Source organism: Pseudomonas sp. Arb-4-2C (assembly GCF_055755015.1).
This window is the reverse complement of record NZ_CM146899.1, coordinates 5,507,969-5,522,020: the sequence shown is the minus strand read 5'-3', so window position 1 is coordinate 5,522,020 and position 14,052 is coordinate 5,507,969. Positions and strand designations below refer to the sequence as shown.

Annotated in this window: 13 protein-coding genes; 10 read left to right on the top strand and 3 right to left on the bottom strand. The window is 60.4% G+C overall.

Annotation, left to right across the window (positions count from 1 at the left end):
• The first annotated feature begins 70 nt into the window (after positions 1-70).
• Together argE and argA are read left to right on the top strand one after the other, a co-directional pair.
• Complete coding sequence (gene argE, locus AC0J41_RS25125; RefSeq protein WP_473013868.1) at positions 71-1,225, top strand: acetylornithine deacetylase; 1,155 nt, start codon at positions 71-73, stop codon at positions 1,223-1,225.
• Between the two features lie 265 nt (positions 1,226-1,490).
• On the top strand, positions 1,491-2,792 hold the full coding sequence (gene argA, locus AC0J41_RS25120; protein WP_025112019.1) for an amino-acid N-acetyltransferase: 1,302 nt from the start codon (positions 1,491-1,493) through the stop codon (positions 2,790-2,792).
• Between the two features lie 50 nt (positions 2,793-2,842).
• Here the strand turns inward: argA and tauA are convergent, their stop codons facing one another.
• Positions 2,843-3,835 carry a taurine ABC transporter substrate-binding protein gene (tauA, locus tag AC0J41_RS25115; protein ID WP_473013867.1) on the bottom strand — a complete coding sequence of 331 codons (993 nt, stop codon included), beginning with the start codon at positions 3,833-3,835 and terminating at the stop codon, positions 2,843-2,845.
• Positions 3,836-4,201: 366 nt separating this feature from the next.
• Between tauA and AC0J41_RS25110 the strand changes: the two genes are divergently transcribed.
• The 8 genes from AC0J41_RS25110 (at position 4,202) to AC0J41_RS25075 (ending at position 11,551) form a co-directional block, all read left to right on the top strand.
• The gene (locus AC0J41_RS25110) at positions 4,202-5,527 is read left to right on the top strand and encodes an OprD family porin (protein ID WP_025112021.1); all 1,326 of its coding nucleotides are present in this window, start codon (positions 4,202-4,204) and stop codon (positions 5,525-5,527) included.
• Between the two features lie 294 nt (positions 5,528-5,821).
• Positions 5,822-6,460: a peroxiredoxin gene (locus AC0J41_RS25105; protein WP_025112022.1), complete on the top strand. Its 639-nt coding sequence runs from the start codon at positions 5,822-5,824 to the stop codon at positions 6,458-6,460.
• A gap of 323 nt (positions 6,461-6,783) precedes the next feature.
• Positions 6,784-7,377 (top strand): NADPH-dependent FMN reductase, encoded by a 594-nt coding sequence (gene ssuE, locus AC0J41_RS25100; protein ID WP_473013866.1) that lies wholly within the window; start codon positions 6,784-6,786, stop codon positions 7,375-7,377.
• An 88-nt stretch (positions 7,378-7,465) separates the two neighbouring features.
• A complete protein-coding gene (locus tag AC0J41_RS25095) occupies positions 7,466-8,461 on the top strand; it encodes a sulfonate ABC transporter substrate-binding protein (protein ID WP_473013865.1) in 996 nt (331 codons plus the stop codon).
• 25 nt (positions 8,462-8,486) lie between these two features.
• A complete protein-coding gene (gene ssuD / locus AC0J41_RS25090) occupies positions 8,487-9,635 on the top strand; it encodes an FMNH2-dependent alkanesulfonate monooxygenase (RefSeq protein ID WP_025112025.1) in 1,149 nt (382 codons plus the stop codon).
• Between the two features lie 8 nt (positions 9,636-9,643).
• Positions 9,644-10,426 carry an aliphatic sulfonate ABC transporter permease SsuC gene (ssuC, locus tag AC0J41_RS25085; RefSeq protein WP_473013864.1) on the top strand — a complete coding sequence of 261 codons (783 nt, stop codon included), beginning with the start codon at positions 9,644-9,646 and terminating at the stop codon, positions 10,424-10,426.
• Positions 10,423-11,229 carry an aliphatic sulfonates ABC transporter ATP-binding protein gene (ssuB, locus tag AC0J41_RS25080; RefSeq protein ID WP_473013863.1) on the top strand — a complete coding sequence of 269 codons (807 nt, stop codon included), beginning with the start codon at positions 10,423-10,425 and terminating at the stop codon, positions 11,227-11,229. Before ssuC ends, ssuB begins: the two co-directional genes overlap by 4 nt.
• Positions 11,230-11,335: 106 nt before the next feature.
• Complete coding sequence (locus AC0J41_RS25075; RefSeq protein ID WP_003229256.1) at positions 11,336-11,551, top strand: TOBE domain-containing protein; 216 nt, start codon at positions 11,336-11,338, stop codon at positions 11,549-11,551.
• Positions 11,552-11,712: 161 nt separating this feature from the next.
• Here the strand turns inward: AC0J41_RS25075 and AC0J41_RS25070 are convergent, their stop codons facing one another.
• Together AC0J41_RS25070 and AC0J41_RS25065 are read right to left on the bottom strand one after the other, a co-directional pair.
• Positions 11,713-12,345: a TetR/AcrR family transcriptional regulator gene (locus AC0J41_RS25070; protein WP_025112028.1), complete on the bottom strand. Its 633-nt coding sequence runs from the start codon at positions 12,343-12,345 to the stop codon at positions 11,713-11,715.
• A 248-nt stretch (positions 12,346-12,593) separates the two neighbouring features.
• Entirely contained in the window at positions 12,594-13,970 is a 1,377-nt protein-coding gene (locus tag AC0J41_RS25065; protein WP_003229254.1) for a glutamine synthetase family protein, read from the bottom strand.
• Positions 13,971-14,052 lie beyond the last annotated feature (82 nt).

Genomic DNA, 14,052 nt, shown 5'->3' with positions numbered 1-14,052 from the left:
CCCTGCGGCGGTTTATTCCTGGCGCCGGATGGCTCTATGATGGACTTCAAATCGGGAGTTGGAGTCAGCGATGCCTTTGCCATCCATGCAAGACCAGTTCGCTGCACTGATCGCCTCACCGTCGGTCAGTTGCACCCAACCGAGCCTGGATCAGTCCAACCGGGCGGTGATCGATTTGCTCGCCGGTTGGCTGGGTGATCTGGGCTTCAGCTGCGATATCCAGCAGGTCAGCCCCGGTAAATTCAACCTGCTTGCCAGTTTCGGCAGCGGCCCCGGCGGCCTGGTCCTGGCCGGGCACAGCGATACCGTTCCTTATGACGATGCGCTGTGGCAGACCGATCCGCTGAAGCTCACCGAAGTCGACGGCCGCTGGGTCGGGCTGGGCAGTTGCGACATGAAGGGCTTTTTTGCCCTGATCATCGAAGCCGTGCAGCCACTGCTTGACCAGCCATTCAAGCAACCGCTGCTGATCCTCGCCACCTGTGATGAAGAAAGCTCGATGTCCGGTGCCCGGGCGCTGGCCGAGGCCGGTCGTCCGATTGGGCGCGCGGCGGTGATCGGCGAGCCGACCGGGCTCAAGCCGATCCGCATGCACAAAGGCATCATGATGGAGCGCATCGACATTCTCGGGCAGAGCGGCCATTCGTCGGATCCGCGCCTGGGCCACAGCGCCCTCGAAGCGATGCACGACGCCATCGGCGAACTGCGCGGCCTGCGCCTGTTGTGGCAGCGCGAGTTCAACAACCCGCAATTCAGCGTGCCGCAACCGACCATGAACTTCGGCTGCATCCATGGCGGTGACAACCCCAACCGCATTTGCGGCCAGTGTTCGCTGGAATTCGACCTGCGCCCGTTGCCGGGCATGGACCCCAAAGTCCTGCGTGCGGAGATTCTGCGCAAGCTCAATCCGGTGGCCGAGCGGCATCAGGTGAAGATCGATTACAAACCGTTGTTCCCGGAAGTGCCGTCGTTTGAGCAGGCCGAAGACGCCGAATTGGTGCGCATCGCTGAAAAGCTCACCGGTCACCGCGCCGAAGCAGTAGCGTTTGGCACCGAAGCGCCTTATCTTCAGCGCCTTGGCTGCGAAACCATCGTGCTCGGCCCCGGCGACATCGCCTGTGCACATCAGCCCGGCGAGTACCTTGAAATGTCACGTTTGCAGCCTACCGTGCAGCTATTGCGGCAGTTGATTGAACATTACTGCCTCACGACTGACGAACGATGATGCCCCCTGTGGGAGCGGGCTTGCTCGCGAAGACGGAGTGTCAGGTCCATCCATGTCGATTGACACGACGCCTTCGCGAGCAAGCCCGCTCCCACAGGAGGACTGTGTTTTGCCTGACCAAACGCTGTAAATTGCCAGCACCCCAACCCGTATTCATGAGGAGAGCGCGCGTGTCGCCAAGCCTGTTCCGACGATAACCATCAGCCCGCTGTGCGTTTTCCGTTTCGCCCTTTTTCCGGCTGCTATTTATTACAGGCCCAGGTTCATGCCCGAATACGTCAATTGGCTTCGTCACGCGTCCCCTTACATCAATGCCCACCGCGATTGCACCTTCGTCGTCATGCTGCCCGGCGACGGCGTGGAGCACCCGAACTTCGGCAACATCGTCCACGACCTCGTGCTGTTGCACAGCCTTGGCGTGCGTCTGGTGCTGGTCCATGGTTCGCGCCCGCAGATTGAAACCCGCCTCGCCGCCCGTGGCCTGACCCCGCACTACCACCACGGCATGCGCATCACCGATGCGGCGACGCTGGAGTGCGTGATCGACGCGGTTGGCCAGTTGCGCATCGCCATCGAAGCGCGGCTGTCGATGGACATGGCCTCGTCGCCAATGCAGGGCTCGCGCCTGCGGGTAGCCAGCGGCAACCTGGTCACGGCGCGGCCGATCGGCGTGCTGGAAGGTGTCGACTATCACCACACCGGCGAGGTGCGCCGGGTCGACCGCAAAGGCATCAATCGTCTGCTCGACGAGCGCTCGATCGTGCTGCTCTCGCCGTTGGGCTATTCGCCGACCGGTGAAATCTTCAACCTGGCCTGCGAAGACGTCGCCACCCGCGCCGCCATCGACCTGGGCGCTGACAAATTGCTGCTGTTTGGTGCCGACCTCGGTCTGATCGACGAGAACGGCAAACTGGTGCGCGAACTGCGTCCGCAACAGGTGCCGGCGCATCTGCAGCGTCTGGGCAGCAGCAACTATCAGGCAGAACTGTTGGATGCTGCCGCCGAGGCCTGTCGTGGCGGTGTCGCGCGCAGCCATATCGTCAGCTATGCCGAAGACGGCGCGCTGCTGACCGAACTGTTTACCCGTGACGGTGGCGGTACGCTGGTTGCGCAAGAGCAATTCGAACGGGTGCGCGAGGCGGCGATTGAAGACGTCGGCGGTTTGCTCGACTTGATCAGCCCGCTGGAAGAGCAGGGGATTCTGGTGCGTCGCTCGCGTGAGGTGCTGGAGCGTGAGATCGAGCAGTTCAGCGTGGTCGAGCGTGAAGGCATGATCATCGCCTGTGCGGCGCTGTATCAGATTGCCGATTCGGATGCCGGCGAGCTGGCGTGCCTGGCGGTAAACCCTGAGTACCGGCATGGCGGTCGCGGTGATGAGTTGCTGGAACGCATCGAAACCCGGGCCAGGGCGCAAGGCCTGAAAACCCTGTTCGTCCTCACCACTCGCACCGCGCACTGGTTCCGCGAACGCGGTTTCGAGCCGAGCAGCGTCGAGCGCCTGCCAGCGGCGCGGGCGTCGCTTTACAACTATCAGCGCAACTCGAAAATCTTCGAAAAGACCCTCTGACAGCATGTGAGGACTTTTGTGGCGAGGGGATGAATCCCCTCGCCACATATTCAATTGTTTTCGGTTACAAACTTTGCACTCACGTAAGGCGAGTAATCCGGCAGCACCGTCTCAACCTTGCCCTGTTCCTTCAAAAACTTCGCCGTTTCACCAATCGCCTTGGCCGTGCCGCCATCCAGCAGCGCGGCAGTTTGCTGCGCCTTGGCATCCGGGAAGGCCGAACCGGCCAGCAACTCCGGCACGTCCGCGGCATTGGCGCCGGTCAGTTTGGCGATTTTCTGCACCGGTTCCGAGTCCGCCGTCCAGCTGTCTTTATGGCTGGCGTAATCGGCAAACGCGTCTAGAGTGACCTTGGCAAATTTGGCCACCACCTCAGGATGTTTCTCGGCGTAGTCCTTGCGTGCGACCCAGACTTCAAAGGTCGGCGCGCCCCATTGGCCGACTTGTGCAGCATCGGTCAGGGTCTTGCCGGTCTTGCGGATTTCTCCCAATGCCGGCGACCAGACAAACGCGCCGTCAATGTCGCCGCGCTTCCACGCCGCGGCGATTTCCGCGGGTTGCAGGTTCACCACTTTGACTTTGCTGGTGTCCAGGCCCCAGTGCTTGAGTGCGCCGAGCAGGCTGTAGTGGGAGGTGGAGACAAAGGGTGTGGCGATGGTCTTGCCGACCAGATCCTGCGGGGTGTTGATCCCGCTGCCATTGCGTACCACCAAGGCTTCGGCGGCATTGATCTGCGCTGAAACAATGAACGCGACGATCGGCAGATTGCGCGAAGCAGCCGCTGCCAAAGGGCTGGAGCCAAGATTGCCGATCTGCACATCGCCCGATGCAATGGCTGTCACAACTTCCGGGCCACTATTGAAGCGTCGCCAGTCGATCTGCTGGCCGATGGTTTTCTCGTAGGTGCCATCAGCCTGAGGAACTTTGCTCGGGTCGATACCGGTTTGATAGCCAACAGTGAGGTTGGCGGCTTGGGCGGAGAAAGAAATTATTACCGACACACAAACTGTAACAAATTGACTAGATAGTGCCCGTTTGGCCATGATGGCGTCGCCTTTTGGATAGGGTTTGACGTGATTTGGAAACGTCAACGCTAATCGATCTAAAAATAGGCGAACAAATACCATTTAGTAATTAGCTTAGTAGCCGATATCCTGTGTTGCGCTGCAGGTGGCCACTACTGGGCCATATACTCAGATGATATAAAAAAGAATGAAATAATTCTTTTTGGGGTTATCAGGAAAGTCAGTACTGTGCAGGGACCCAAATACTGCGATTAGACCTTGGTCGTAGACACACAAGGTTACGATTGACTTGTCAGTCACGCTCTGGCGCTAATCGCGAACCTACGGATCCGGGCATTCGACCAGGACCAGGAACACAAGAATTAGAAACGAGAGGAGCTTTACATGAACAAGTCCACCTTGGCCCTGGCTGTGGCCGTAGGGGTTTTGGCGCAGCAGGCAGGCGCCGCCGGTTTCATCGAAGACAGCAAGGCCACTCTGGGCCTGCGCAACTTCTACATCAACACCGACAACCGTGACGGCACTGGCCCGAACAAGAACGAAGAGTGGGGCCAAGGCTTCGATCTGCGTTTCATCTCGGGTTACACCCAAGGCACCGTGCAGTTCGGTGTTGACGCGATCGGCCTGTACGGCGTGCGTCTGGATTCCAGCCCGGCCAAGAGCGGCAACGCCGCTGGTACGTCGTCGGGTGGCACTGTGTTCCCAAGCGACGGCAACAGCGCTGTGAATGACTTCGCCAGCCTGGGCGTGACCGGCAAGGTCAAGATCTCTCAGACCGAGCTGAAGGTCGGTACCCTGATGCCGAACAACCCGGTCATCAAGTACAACGACGGTCGTCTGCTGCCGCAAACTTTCCAGGGCGAAGCGATCACCTCGAACGAATTCAAGGACCTGACTCTGACTGCCGGTCAGGTTGAGGCCGTGAAAGGTCGTAACTCCAGCAACAACGAGAACATGTCGATTGCCGGCGCGAACGCTGGTTCGAACTACGACAAGGGCGTGTTCAGCAACAAGTTCTACTACGGTGGTGCTGACTACAAGATCAACAAAGATCTGACCGCTTCGTACTACTACGGCGAGCTGAAAGACTTCTACTCGCAGAACTTCCTGGGTCTGGTACACAACTGGGGCATCGGCCCGGGCGTACTGAAAAGCGACCTGCGTTACTACCGCAGCCGTGACAACGGTGCCAACGGCGATACTTCTGCCTACTACACCAGCGGTTACTACGGTGGCAAAACCGTCAAGGGCAAGGTCGACAACGACCTGTACAGCTACCTGGCACTGTACTCGGTTGAAGGTCACACCTTCGGTGCCGGCTACCAGTACACCAAGGGCGACAGCGACTTCCCTTGGCTGAACCAGGGTGACGGCTCGTCCAACAGCACCATCACCGACATGCAGATCCAGAAGTTCGCCCGTGCTGGCGAGCGTACCTGGCAGGCTCGCTACGGCTACGATTTCGCCAAGATCGGCGTTCCTGGCCTGACCGCCAACCTGATCTACCTGCGTGGCAACAACATCGACACCCCGCTGGGCGAAAAAACCGAGTGGGAACGTGACCTGACCGTTGGTTACGTGATCCCTGAAGGCCCGCTGAAAAACCTCGGCGTAGCCTGGAAAAACGCTATGTGGCGTACCGACCTGGCGAACACCCGTTCCCAGGACGAAAACCGCCTGATCGTCAGCTACTCGATCCCGCTGCTGTAATAGCGCGTTCAAGCTGCTGATGTAAAAAAGCCCCGTCCGGCACCGTGCCGGACGGGGCTTTTGCATTTTCGAGTCAGACTCACCCCCGTAAGCCCTTCCCGAAATTCCCCTCTTTGCAGCTACTCAAGGCCTTCTCGAACCTTGAGAGCGATGTTCGTCGCGATGCCGGCGAGCGTCCAGTGAACGATGTTTAATATTCCTTTAGGTTCTAGATATCTAGTTATTTATTCTTTTTCATGATGGCGAATCCCGAGCTACAGTTGAGTTCTCCAACAACTCATCAGGAGCAGCACCATGAGCCTCAGACTCGGCGACATCGCCCCCGACTTCGAACAGGATTCCAGCGCCGGCAAGATTCGTTTCCACGAGTGGCTGGGCGATAGCTGGGGCGTGCTGTTCTCCCACCCGGCCGACTTCACCCCGGTGTGCACCACCGAGCTGGGTTTCACCGCCAAGCTCAAGGATGAGTTCAGCAAGCGCGGCGTCAAAGCCATTGCGCTGTCGGTCGATCCGGTGGACTCGCACCACAAGTGGATCGAGGACATCAACGAAACCCAGAATACGATCGTCAACTTCCCGATCCTGGCCGATGCCGACCGCAAGGTCTCCGATCTCTACGACCTGATCCACCCGAACGCCAGCGACACGCTGACCGTGCGTTCGCTGTTCGTGATCGATCCGAACAAGAAGATCCGCCTGACCATCACCTACCCGGCGAGCACCGGGCGCAACTTCCACGAGATCTTGCGGGTAATTGATTCGTTGCAGCTCACCGACAACTACAAGGTGGCTACACCCGCCAACTGGCAGGACGGTGAAGAGGTGGTGATCGTGCCGTCGCTCAAGGATGAAGACGAAATCAAGCGACGCTTCCCGAAAGGCTATCGCGCGGTGAAGCCGTATCTGCGCCTGACACCACAGCCGAACAAGTAAGTCAGTGAGATTTGCGGTGTAGCTGCCAGCGCTTTCGCGAGCAGGCTCGCTCCCACAGGGGGTTGCATTTCAAATGTGGGAGCGAGCCTGCTCGCGAAGGCGTCAGTCCAGGCAATCCAGAATTCAGAACCACAAAGCAGGGGATTTCAGGCCGTTTCCACGGCCTGTTTTTTTGCCCGCTGAAAAGCAGATCATATATCGCTTAAATGCATAACCAAATGAATAAATATGATTTATGGATATATAAATCAGCTGGTAAGGTCACTCCATCGAAGCGAGATCGCAACCTGCGAATCGCCTGTAACGCGCAAGGAATCGTCTGAATGCTGGTCGTCTCACTCGGTGGCAGTCCCAGCCAACGCTCCCGCTCTGGAGTGTTGCTGGAGCGCTCGCAACGCTGGTTGCAGGAGCAGGGGGTGGAAGTGGTGAGTTATCAGGTCAGGGACTTCCCGGCCGAAGACCTGCTCCACGCCCGCTTCGACGGCCCGAAGGTGCTCGACCTGCTGGCCCAGATTGAAAGCGCCGACGGTCTGCTGATTGCCACCCCGGTCTACAAAGCGTCGTTTTCCGGCGCGCTGAAGACCGTGCTGGACCTGCTGCCCGAGCGCGCCCTGAACCACAAGATTGTTTTGCCGATGGCCACCGGCGGCAGCATCGCCCACATGCTGGTGGTCGATTACGCCCTCAAACCGGTGCTGTCGGCGTTGAAAGCGCAGGAAATGCTGCAGGGCATTTTCGCCGAGGACAGCCAGATCGCGTACGGCGAAGGCAGTGCCCAGGCGCAACTGGCGCCGGCGCTGGAGCAGCGTCTGCATGAAGCGCTGGACCAATTTGTCAGTGCCATGGCCCGCCGGCCGAAACCGCTGGAGCCGGGCTTGTTGAATGAACGTTTGTTGAGTGCTCGCTGGAGCATTTAAGCCTCATCGAAATTGAAGTACTGGCCTTACTCGCCCGCCAACGGGCAAGCAGGTGCAGCCACAACCCAACAGCAAAAAGGAGAGCGCTATGCGCACTGTACTTTTGCGTCGTGGTCTGGTCGCTCTGTTTGCTGCGGCTGTCACCTTCGGCGCCATCACTCAAGCTCAAGCGCTTTCTACCCATGAAGGCGTGCTGCGGATCGGTTATCAGAAATACGGCACGCTGGTGCTGCTCAAAGCCAAAGGCACCCTGGAAAAGCGTCTGGCCGCTCAAGGCGTCGACGTGCAATGGACCGAATTCCCCGGTGGCCCGCAACTGCTTGAAGGCCTGAATGTCGGCTCGATCGACTTCGGCGTCACTGGCGAAACCCCGCCAGTGTTCGCCCAGGCCGCTGGCGCCGATCTGCTCTACGTCGCTTACGAGCCACCCGCGCCGAACAGCGAAGCGATCCTCGTGCCGAAAGACTCGCCGATCAAATCGGTGGCGGATCTGAAAGGCAAGAAAGTCGCCCTGAACAAAGGCTCCAACGTCCACTACCTGCTGGTGCGCGCGCTGGAAGATGCCGGCCTCAAATACACCGACATCCAGACCGTGTTCCTGCCGCCGGCCGATGCCCGCGCCGCATTCGAACGTGGCAGCGTCGACGCCTGGGTGATCTGGGACCCGTACCAGGCCGCCGCCGAGCAACAGCTGCAAGCGCGCACCCTGCGCGACGGCAAAGGCATCGTTGACAACCACCAGTTCTATCTCGCGACCAAACCTTACGCAGAGAAAAATCCTCAGGTGATCAAGACCCTCGTGGAGGAAGTGCGCGCGGTCGGCGAGTGGTCCAAAGCCAACCCTGAAGACGTGACTCAACAGGTCGCGCCGCTGCTCGGCCTGCCGGCGGACATCACCCTGACCTCGGTGAAACGCCAAGGCTACGGTGCGCTGTTCCTGACCCCGGAAGTGGTCGCCGCGCAACAGAAAATCGCTGACACGTTCTTCCAGCTCAAGCTGATTCCCAAGCCGCTGAGCATCAAGGATGTGATCTGGACACCACCAGCCGCTGTGGCCCAAAGCTCGGTTACCCAAGCCCAGTAATTCGAATCCCCAAGGAGACCACTCCATGAGCCTCAACATCTTCTGGTTCCTGCCTACCCACGGCGACGGCCATTACCTTGGCACCGCCGAAGGCGCTCGCGCCGTCGACCACGGTTATCTGCAACAGGTCGCGCAAGCGGCGGATCGTCTGGGTTTCGGCGGTGTGCTGATTCCCACCGGGCGTTCCTGCGAAGACTCGTGGCTGGTGGCCGCGTCGCTGATCCCGGTGACTCAGCGTCTGAAGTTCCTCGTTGCCCTGCGCCCCGGGATCATTTCCCCGACGGTCGCGGCGCGGCAGGCGGCCACGCTGGATCGTCTGTCCGGCGGCCGTGCGCTGTTCAATCTGGTGACCGGCGGTGACCCGGAAGAGTTGGCCGGCGACGGTCTGTTCCTCAGTCACGAGGAGCGCTATCAGGCCTCGGTGGAATTCACCCGCATCTGGCGCCGGGTGCTGGAAGGTGAAACCGTTGATTACGACGGCCAACACATCAGCGTGAAAGGCGCCAAGCTGCTCTATCCGCCGATCCAGCAACCGCGTCCGCCGCTGTACTTCGGTGGCTCGTCGGAAGCGGCGCAGGACCTGGCCGCCGAACAGGTCGAGATGGTCCTGACCTGGGGCGAGCCGCCCGCAGCGGTGGCCGAGAAGATTGAGCAGGTTCGCGCCAAAGCCGCCAAGCTCGGACGCACCGTACGCTTCGGCATTCGTCTGCATGTGATCGTCCGCGAAACCAACGCTGAAGCCTGGCAGGCGGCAGATCGGCTGATCTCGCACCTGGATGACGACACCATCGCTCGTGCTCAAGCGTCGCTGGCGCGTTTCGATTCGGTTGGTCAGCAACGCATGGCCGCGCTGCACGGCGGCAGTCGCGACAATCTCGAAGTCAGCCCGAACCTGTGGGCTGGCGTCGGTCTGGTGCGCGGTGGTGCCGGCACGGCGCTGGTCGGCGATGGCCCGACTGTGGCGGCGCGCGTGAAGGAATACGCGGATCTCGGTATCGATACCTTCATCTTCTCCGGTTATCCACACCTCGAAGAGTCGTATCGGGTCGCCGAATTGCTGTTTCCGCACCTTGATGTCGAGCGCCCGGAACTGCCGAAAAGCGCCGGCTACGTCAGCCCGTTTGGCGAGATGGTCGCCAACGACATTCTTCCCAAAGCCGCGTCGCAGAGCTGAGGCGCGCCATGAAGAAAATCATCCACAGCCTCGCGCCCTGGGCGTTGCCGGTGTTGTTGCTGGCGGTGTGGCAGTTGTCGGTGTCGGCCGGTTGGTTGTCGACGCGGATCCTGCCGGCACCGGTGGCGGTGATCGAGGCCGGTGTCAGTCTGGTGCACAGTGGCGAGATCTGGACGCACCTGGCAATCAGCGGCTGGCGCGCGGCGCTGGGCTTCACCATCGGCGGCAGCATCGGTCTGGCGCTGGGCTTCATCACCGGCCTGTCGAAGTGGGGCGAACGCTTGCTCGACAGCTCGGTGCAGATGATCCGCAACGTGCCGCACCTGGCGCTGATACCACTGGTGATCCTGTGGTTCGGCATCGACGAGTCGGCGAAGATTTTCCTGGTGGCGTTGGGCACCTTGTTCCCGATCTACCTCAACACGTACCACGGCATCCGCAACGTCGACCCGGCGCTGGTAGAGATGGCGCGCAGTTATGGCTTGAGTGGTTTCAGCCTGTTCTGGCAGGTGATTCTGCCGGGCGCGCTGCCTTCGATTCTGGTCGGTGTGCGCTTCGCGCTGGGCTTCATGTGGCTGACGCTGATCGTTGCCGAAACCATTTCCGCCAGCTCCGGCATTGGCTACCTGGCAATGAATGCCCGCGAGTTTTTGCAGACCGACGTGGTGGTGCTGGCGATCCTGCTTTACGCGGTGCTCGGCAAACTCGCTGACCTCGCTGCCCGTGGCCTTGAGCGCGTCTGGCTGCGCTGGCATCCGGCCTATCAGGTTGCCAAGGGAGGTGCGGCATGACTGCTCAACAACCTCCACGCCTGCTGCGCGGAATTCCGCTGGTGGTGCGCAACCTGCAGAAAACCTTCGGTGCGCGGCAGGTGCTGCGCAACATCGACCTGCACATTCCGGCGGGGCAATTCGTTGCGGTGGTCGGGCGCAGCGGTTGCGGCAAGAGCACCTTGCTGCGTTTGCTCGCCGGCCTCGACCAACCGACTGGCGGCGACCTGCTGGCCGGCGCCGCAGCGCTGAGTGATGCGCGGGAAGACACCCGGCTGATGTTTCAGGAAGCACGGCTGCTGCCGTGGAAAAAGATCATCGACAACGTCGGTCTCGGCCTCAAGGGCAACTGGCGTCCGCAGGCCCTGCAAGCGCTGGAATCGGTCGGTCTGGCCGATCGCGCCAACGAGTGGCCGGCCGCCTTGTCCGGCGGGCAGAAGCAGCGCGTGGCCTTGGCCCGGGCGCTGATCCACCAACCGCGCCTGCTGCTGCTCGACGAGCCACTGGGTGCGCTGGACGCCCTGACCCGGATCGAGATGCAGCAACTGATTGAGCGTTTGTGGCAGCAGCACGGCTTCACGGTGCTGCTGGTGACCCACGACGTCAGCGAAGCGGTGGCGATTGCCGACCGAGTGATTCTGATCGAGGACGGCGAAGTCGGTCTCGATCTGCACGTGGAGCTGGCGCGCCCTCGGGTGCGTGGTTCGCACCGACTGGCGGCGCTGGAAACCGAAGTACTCAACCGTGTTCTGTCCCTGCCCGGTGAACCGCCCGAGCCGGAACCTGTTTCACCCCTGCCTACGCAATTGCGTTGGGCGCAATGAAGCAGCTTCGAGCGGCAAGCGACAAGCCTCAAGTAAAAGCGCTGTGCTTTTGCTTGCCGCTTGAAACTTGCAACTTGCAGCTTATTTCGACCCCAGGAGAAATATCATGACTATCAAAGCCATCAACGTGCGCAACCAGTTCAAAGGCTCGATCAAAGAGATCGTTCTCGGCGACGTGCTGTCGGAAATCGACGTGCAGACCGCCTCCGGTATCGTCACTTCGGTGATCACCACCCGTTCGGTCAAGGAGCTGGAACTGGTGGTGGGCAGCGAGGTGATCGCCTTTGTGAAATCCACCGAGGTGTCGATCGCCAAGTTGTAAGCCTGTGGAAAAAAACAAACCCCGGAGGGCGTGAGCCCTTCGGGGTTTTTTGTGCCTGACTGGACATCGGCGGCGCGGCCTTCGCGAGCAAGCCCGCTCCCACAGGGAACCGCATTCCAAATGGGGGAGCGGGCTTGCTCGCGAAGAGGCCGGTCAGGACGCTAAAGAATTCTCTTGGGTAAATATGGCGGCAGATACAGGCCGATATAAGCATCAAACACCCGCATCCCTTCCTCCGCCATGCGCGGCGTGATCTGGCCATGCTGCTGCACCGAGCGCGCATACACGCGGTCACCCAGTTCCATCGCCAGCGCAAACACATCGACATCGTTCGGCAGTCGCGGCAATTCGAAGTGGTGGTCGAACAGCTTGTGCATCAGGTCGCCCAGTTCGATGTCGTGCTGCCGGTCGGCCTGGGTCACTTCGGTCAGGCCATGCTGGGCGAGGATCAACTGGCGGGCGGCGGCGTCTTCGTCATAGATCTCCAGCATCCGCTCCTCGACCAGCCGCGACAGGTCGCGCCAGTCGCGCAGGGCATCGTGGTCGATCGGCGCTTGCAGGCAAGCGCGAAACGCCGCATGCACGTCGGCGGTCAGCGCTTCGAGCAGCGCCGGCACACTGGCGAAGAAGTGGTACACGGAGGAGGGCGGAATCTGCGCGCGTTCGGCCACGCTGTAGATCGACAGGCTGGCCACGCCCTCGGCGGCCAGCAGCGTGCGCGCGGCGTCGAGTATCGAATCGATTCGCGCCTGGCTGCGGGCACGGGGTTTGCGGACGGGGGCGGGACGCGTCATGGAAGTCTCCTGCGGGGCAGCGGGCATTGTACGAGCCGAGCCGTGTGTTGTCTGCCAGGACGCCTTCGGGAGCAAGCCCCCTTCCACAGTTGAGCTCTATCTACAAAAAATCCCTGTTCGCTGTAGACCCCTGTGGGAGGGGGCTTGCTACCAAACCGCCGAAAGCGGCCATTCAGATCAGAATTGCGCCATAAAAAAACGCCGCGGGCTGCAATAGCCAACGGCGTTGTTTCTGGCACGACAACCGCTTACACGGTATGCAGATACCAGTTGTACTCGAGGTCGGAGATGGAGTGTTCGAACTCCTCCAGCTCGCTCTCTTTACAGGCGACGAAGATATCGATGTATTTCGGATCGATGTACTTGGCCATCACCTCGCTGTCGTCCAGCTCACGCAGGGCGTCGCGCAAGTTGTTCGGCAGGCTTTGTTCGTTCTGCTCGTAGCTGTTGCCTTCGACCGGAGCGCCCGGTTCGATCTTGTTCACCAGGCCGTGATGCACACCTGCCAGGACCGAAGCCATCAGCAGGTATGGGTTGGCGTCGGCGCCGGCTACGCGGTGTTCGATTCGCACGGCATCGGCAGAGCCGGTCGGTACGCGGATCGCCACGGTGCGGTTGTCCAGGCCCCAGCACGGCGAGTTCGGCACATAGAACTGCGCGCCGAAACGACGGTAAGAGTTGACGTTCGGGCAGAGAAAAGCCATCTGCGCCGGCAGGGTCTCGAGCACACCGCCGATCGCGTGACGCAGCGCGGCGTTCTGCTCGGGATCCTCGCTTGCAAAGATGTTCTTGCCATCTTTGTCGAGCACCGAGATGTGGACATGCAGACCGTTACCTGCCTGACCCGGGTACGGCTTGGCCATGAAGGTGGTGTCCATTTCATGGTCGTAGGCGATGTTTTTGATCAGACGCTTGAGCAGTACCGCGTAGTCGCAGGCCTTGATCGGGTCGGCGACGTGGTGCAGGTTCACTTCGAACTGCGCCGGGGCACTTTCCTTGACGATGGCGTCGGCCGGGATGCCTTGCTCTTTGGCACCTTCCAGAATGTCCTGGAGGCAGTCGACGTATTCGTCGAGGTCGTCGATCAGGTAAACCTGAGTCGAGTGCGGACGTTTGCCGGAGATCGGCGAGCGTGGTGGCTGCGGACGGCCGTTCACGTTTTCCTGGTCGATCAGGTAGAACTCGAGTTCGAATGCGGCGCAGATGGTCAAGCCCAGCTCGTCAAACTTTGCAACAACTTGACGGAGCACTTCGCGCGGATCGGCGAAGAACGGGTCACCTTCGAGTTCGTGCATGGTCATCAACAGTTGCGCGGTAGGGCGCTTCTGCCATGGCTCGTTGCACAGGGTGTCGGGGATTGGATAGCAGATCCGGTCGGCGTCGCCGATGTCCAGACCCAGGCCGGTGCTTTCCACCGTAGAGCCATTGATATCCAGAGCAAATAGAGAGGCCGGCAGGTTGATGCCTTTCTCGTAAACCTTGTGGAGGCTGGTGCGTTCGATGCGCTTGCCGCGCACCACACCATTCATATCCGCAATCAGAAGGTCAACGTACAGAACCTCAGGATGTTCCTTAAGGAACGCGTTCGCTTCGTTAAGCTGAACGGCACGCGGGGGTACCGACATGATGCAACACCTTTGTTGTTAAAAATATCAATCATTGATCTTTTCTGGTTTCAGTCAACCCGAACGGGATGCCGAAGTCAAG

Coding starts and splice junctions, on each gene's coding strand:
- argE (WP_473013868.1), top strand. CDS start 71: ATGCCTTTGCCATCCATGCAAGACCAGTTCGCTGCACTGATCGCCTCA.
- argA (WP_025112019.1), top strand. CDS start 1,491: ATGCCCGAATACGTCAATTGGCTTCGTCACGCGTCCCCTTACATCAAT.
- tauA (WP_473013867.1), bottom strand. CDS start 3,835: ATGGCCAAACGGGCACTATCTAGTCAATTTGTTACAGTTTGTGTGTCG.
- AC0J41_RS25110 (WP_025112021.1), top strand. CDS start 4,202: ATGAACAAGTCCACCTTGGCCCTGGCTGTGGCCGTAGGGGTTTTGGCG.
- AC0J41_RS25105 (WP_025112022.1), top strand. CDS start 5,822: ATGAGCCTCAGACTCGGCGACATCGCCCCCGACTTCGAACAGGATTCC.
- ssuE (WP_473013866.1), top strand. CDS start 6,784: ATGCTGGTCGTCTCACTCGGTGGCAGTCCCAGCCAACGCTCCCGCTCT.
- AC0J41_RS25095 (WP_473013865.1), top strand. CDS start 7,466: ATGCGCACTGTACTTTTGCGTCGTGGTCTGGTCGCTCTGTTTGCTGCG.
- ssuD (WP_025112025.1), top strand. CDS start 8,487: ATGAGCCTCAACATCTTCTGGTTCCTGCCTACCCACGGCGACGGCCAT.
- ssuC (WP_473013864.1), top strand. CDS start 9,644: ATGAAGAAAATCATCCACAGCCTCGCGCCCTGGGCGTTGCCGGTGTTG.
- ssuB (WP_473013863.1), top strand. CDS start 10,423: ATGACTGCTCAACAACCTCCACGCCTGCTGCGCGGAATTCCGCTGGTG.
- AC0J41_RS25075 (WP_003229256.1), top strand. CDS start 11,336: ATGACTATCAAAGCCATCAACGTGCGCAACCAGTTCAAAGGCTCGATC.
- AC0J41_RS25070 (WP_025112028.1), bottom strand. CDS start 12,345: ATGACGCGTCCCGCCCCCGTCCGCAAACCCCGTGCCCGCAGCCAGGCG.
- AC0J41_RS25065 (WP_003229254.1), bottom strand. CDS start 13,970: ATGTCGGTACCCCCGCGTGCCGTTCAGCTTAACGAAGCGAACGCGTTC.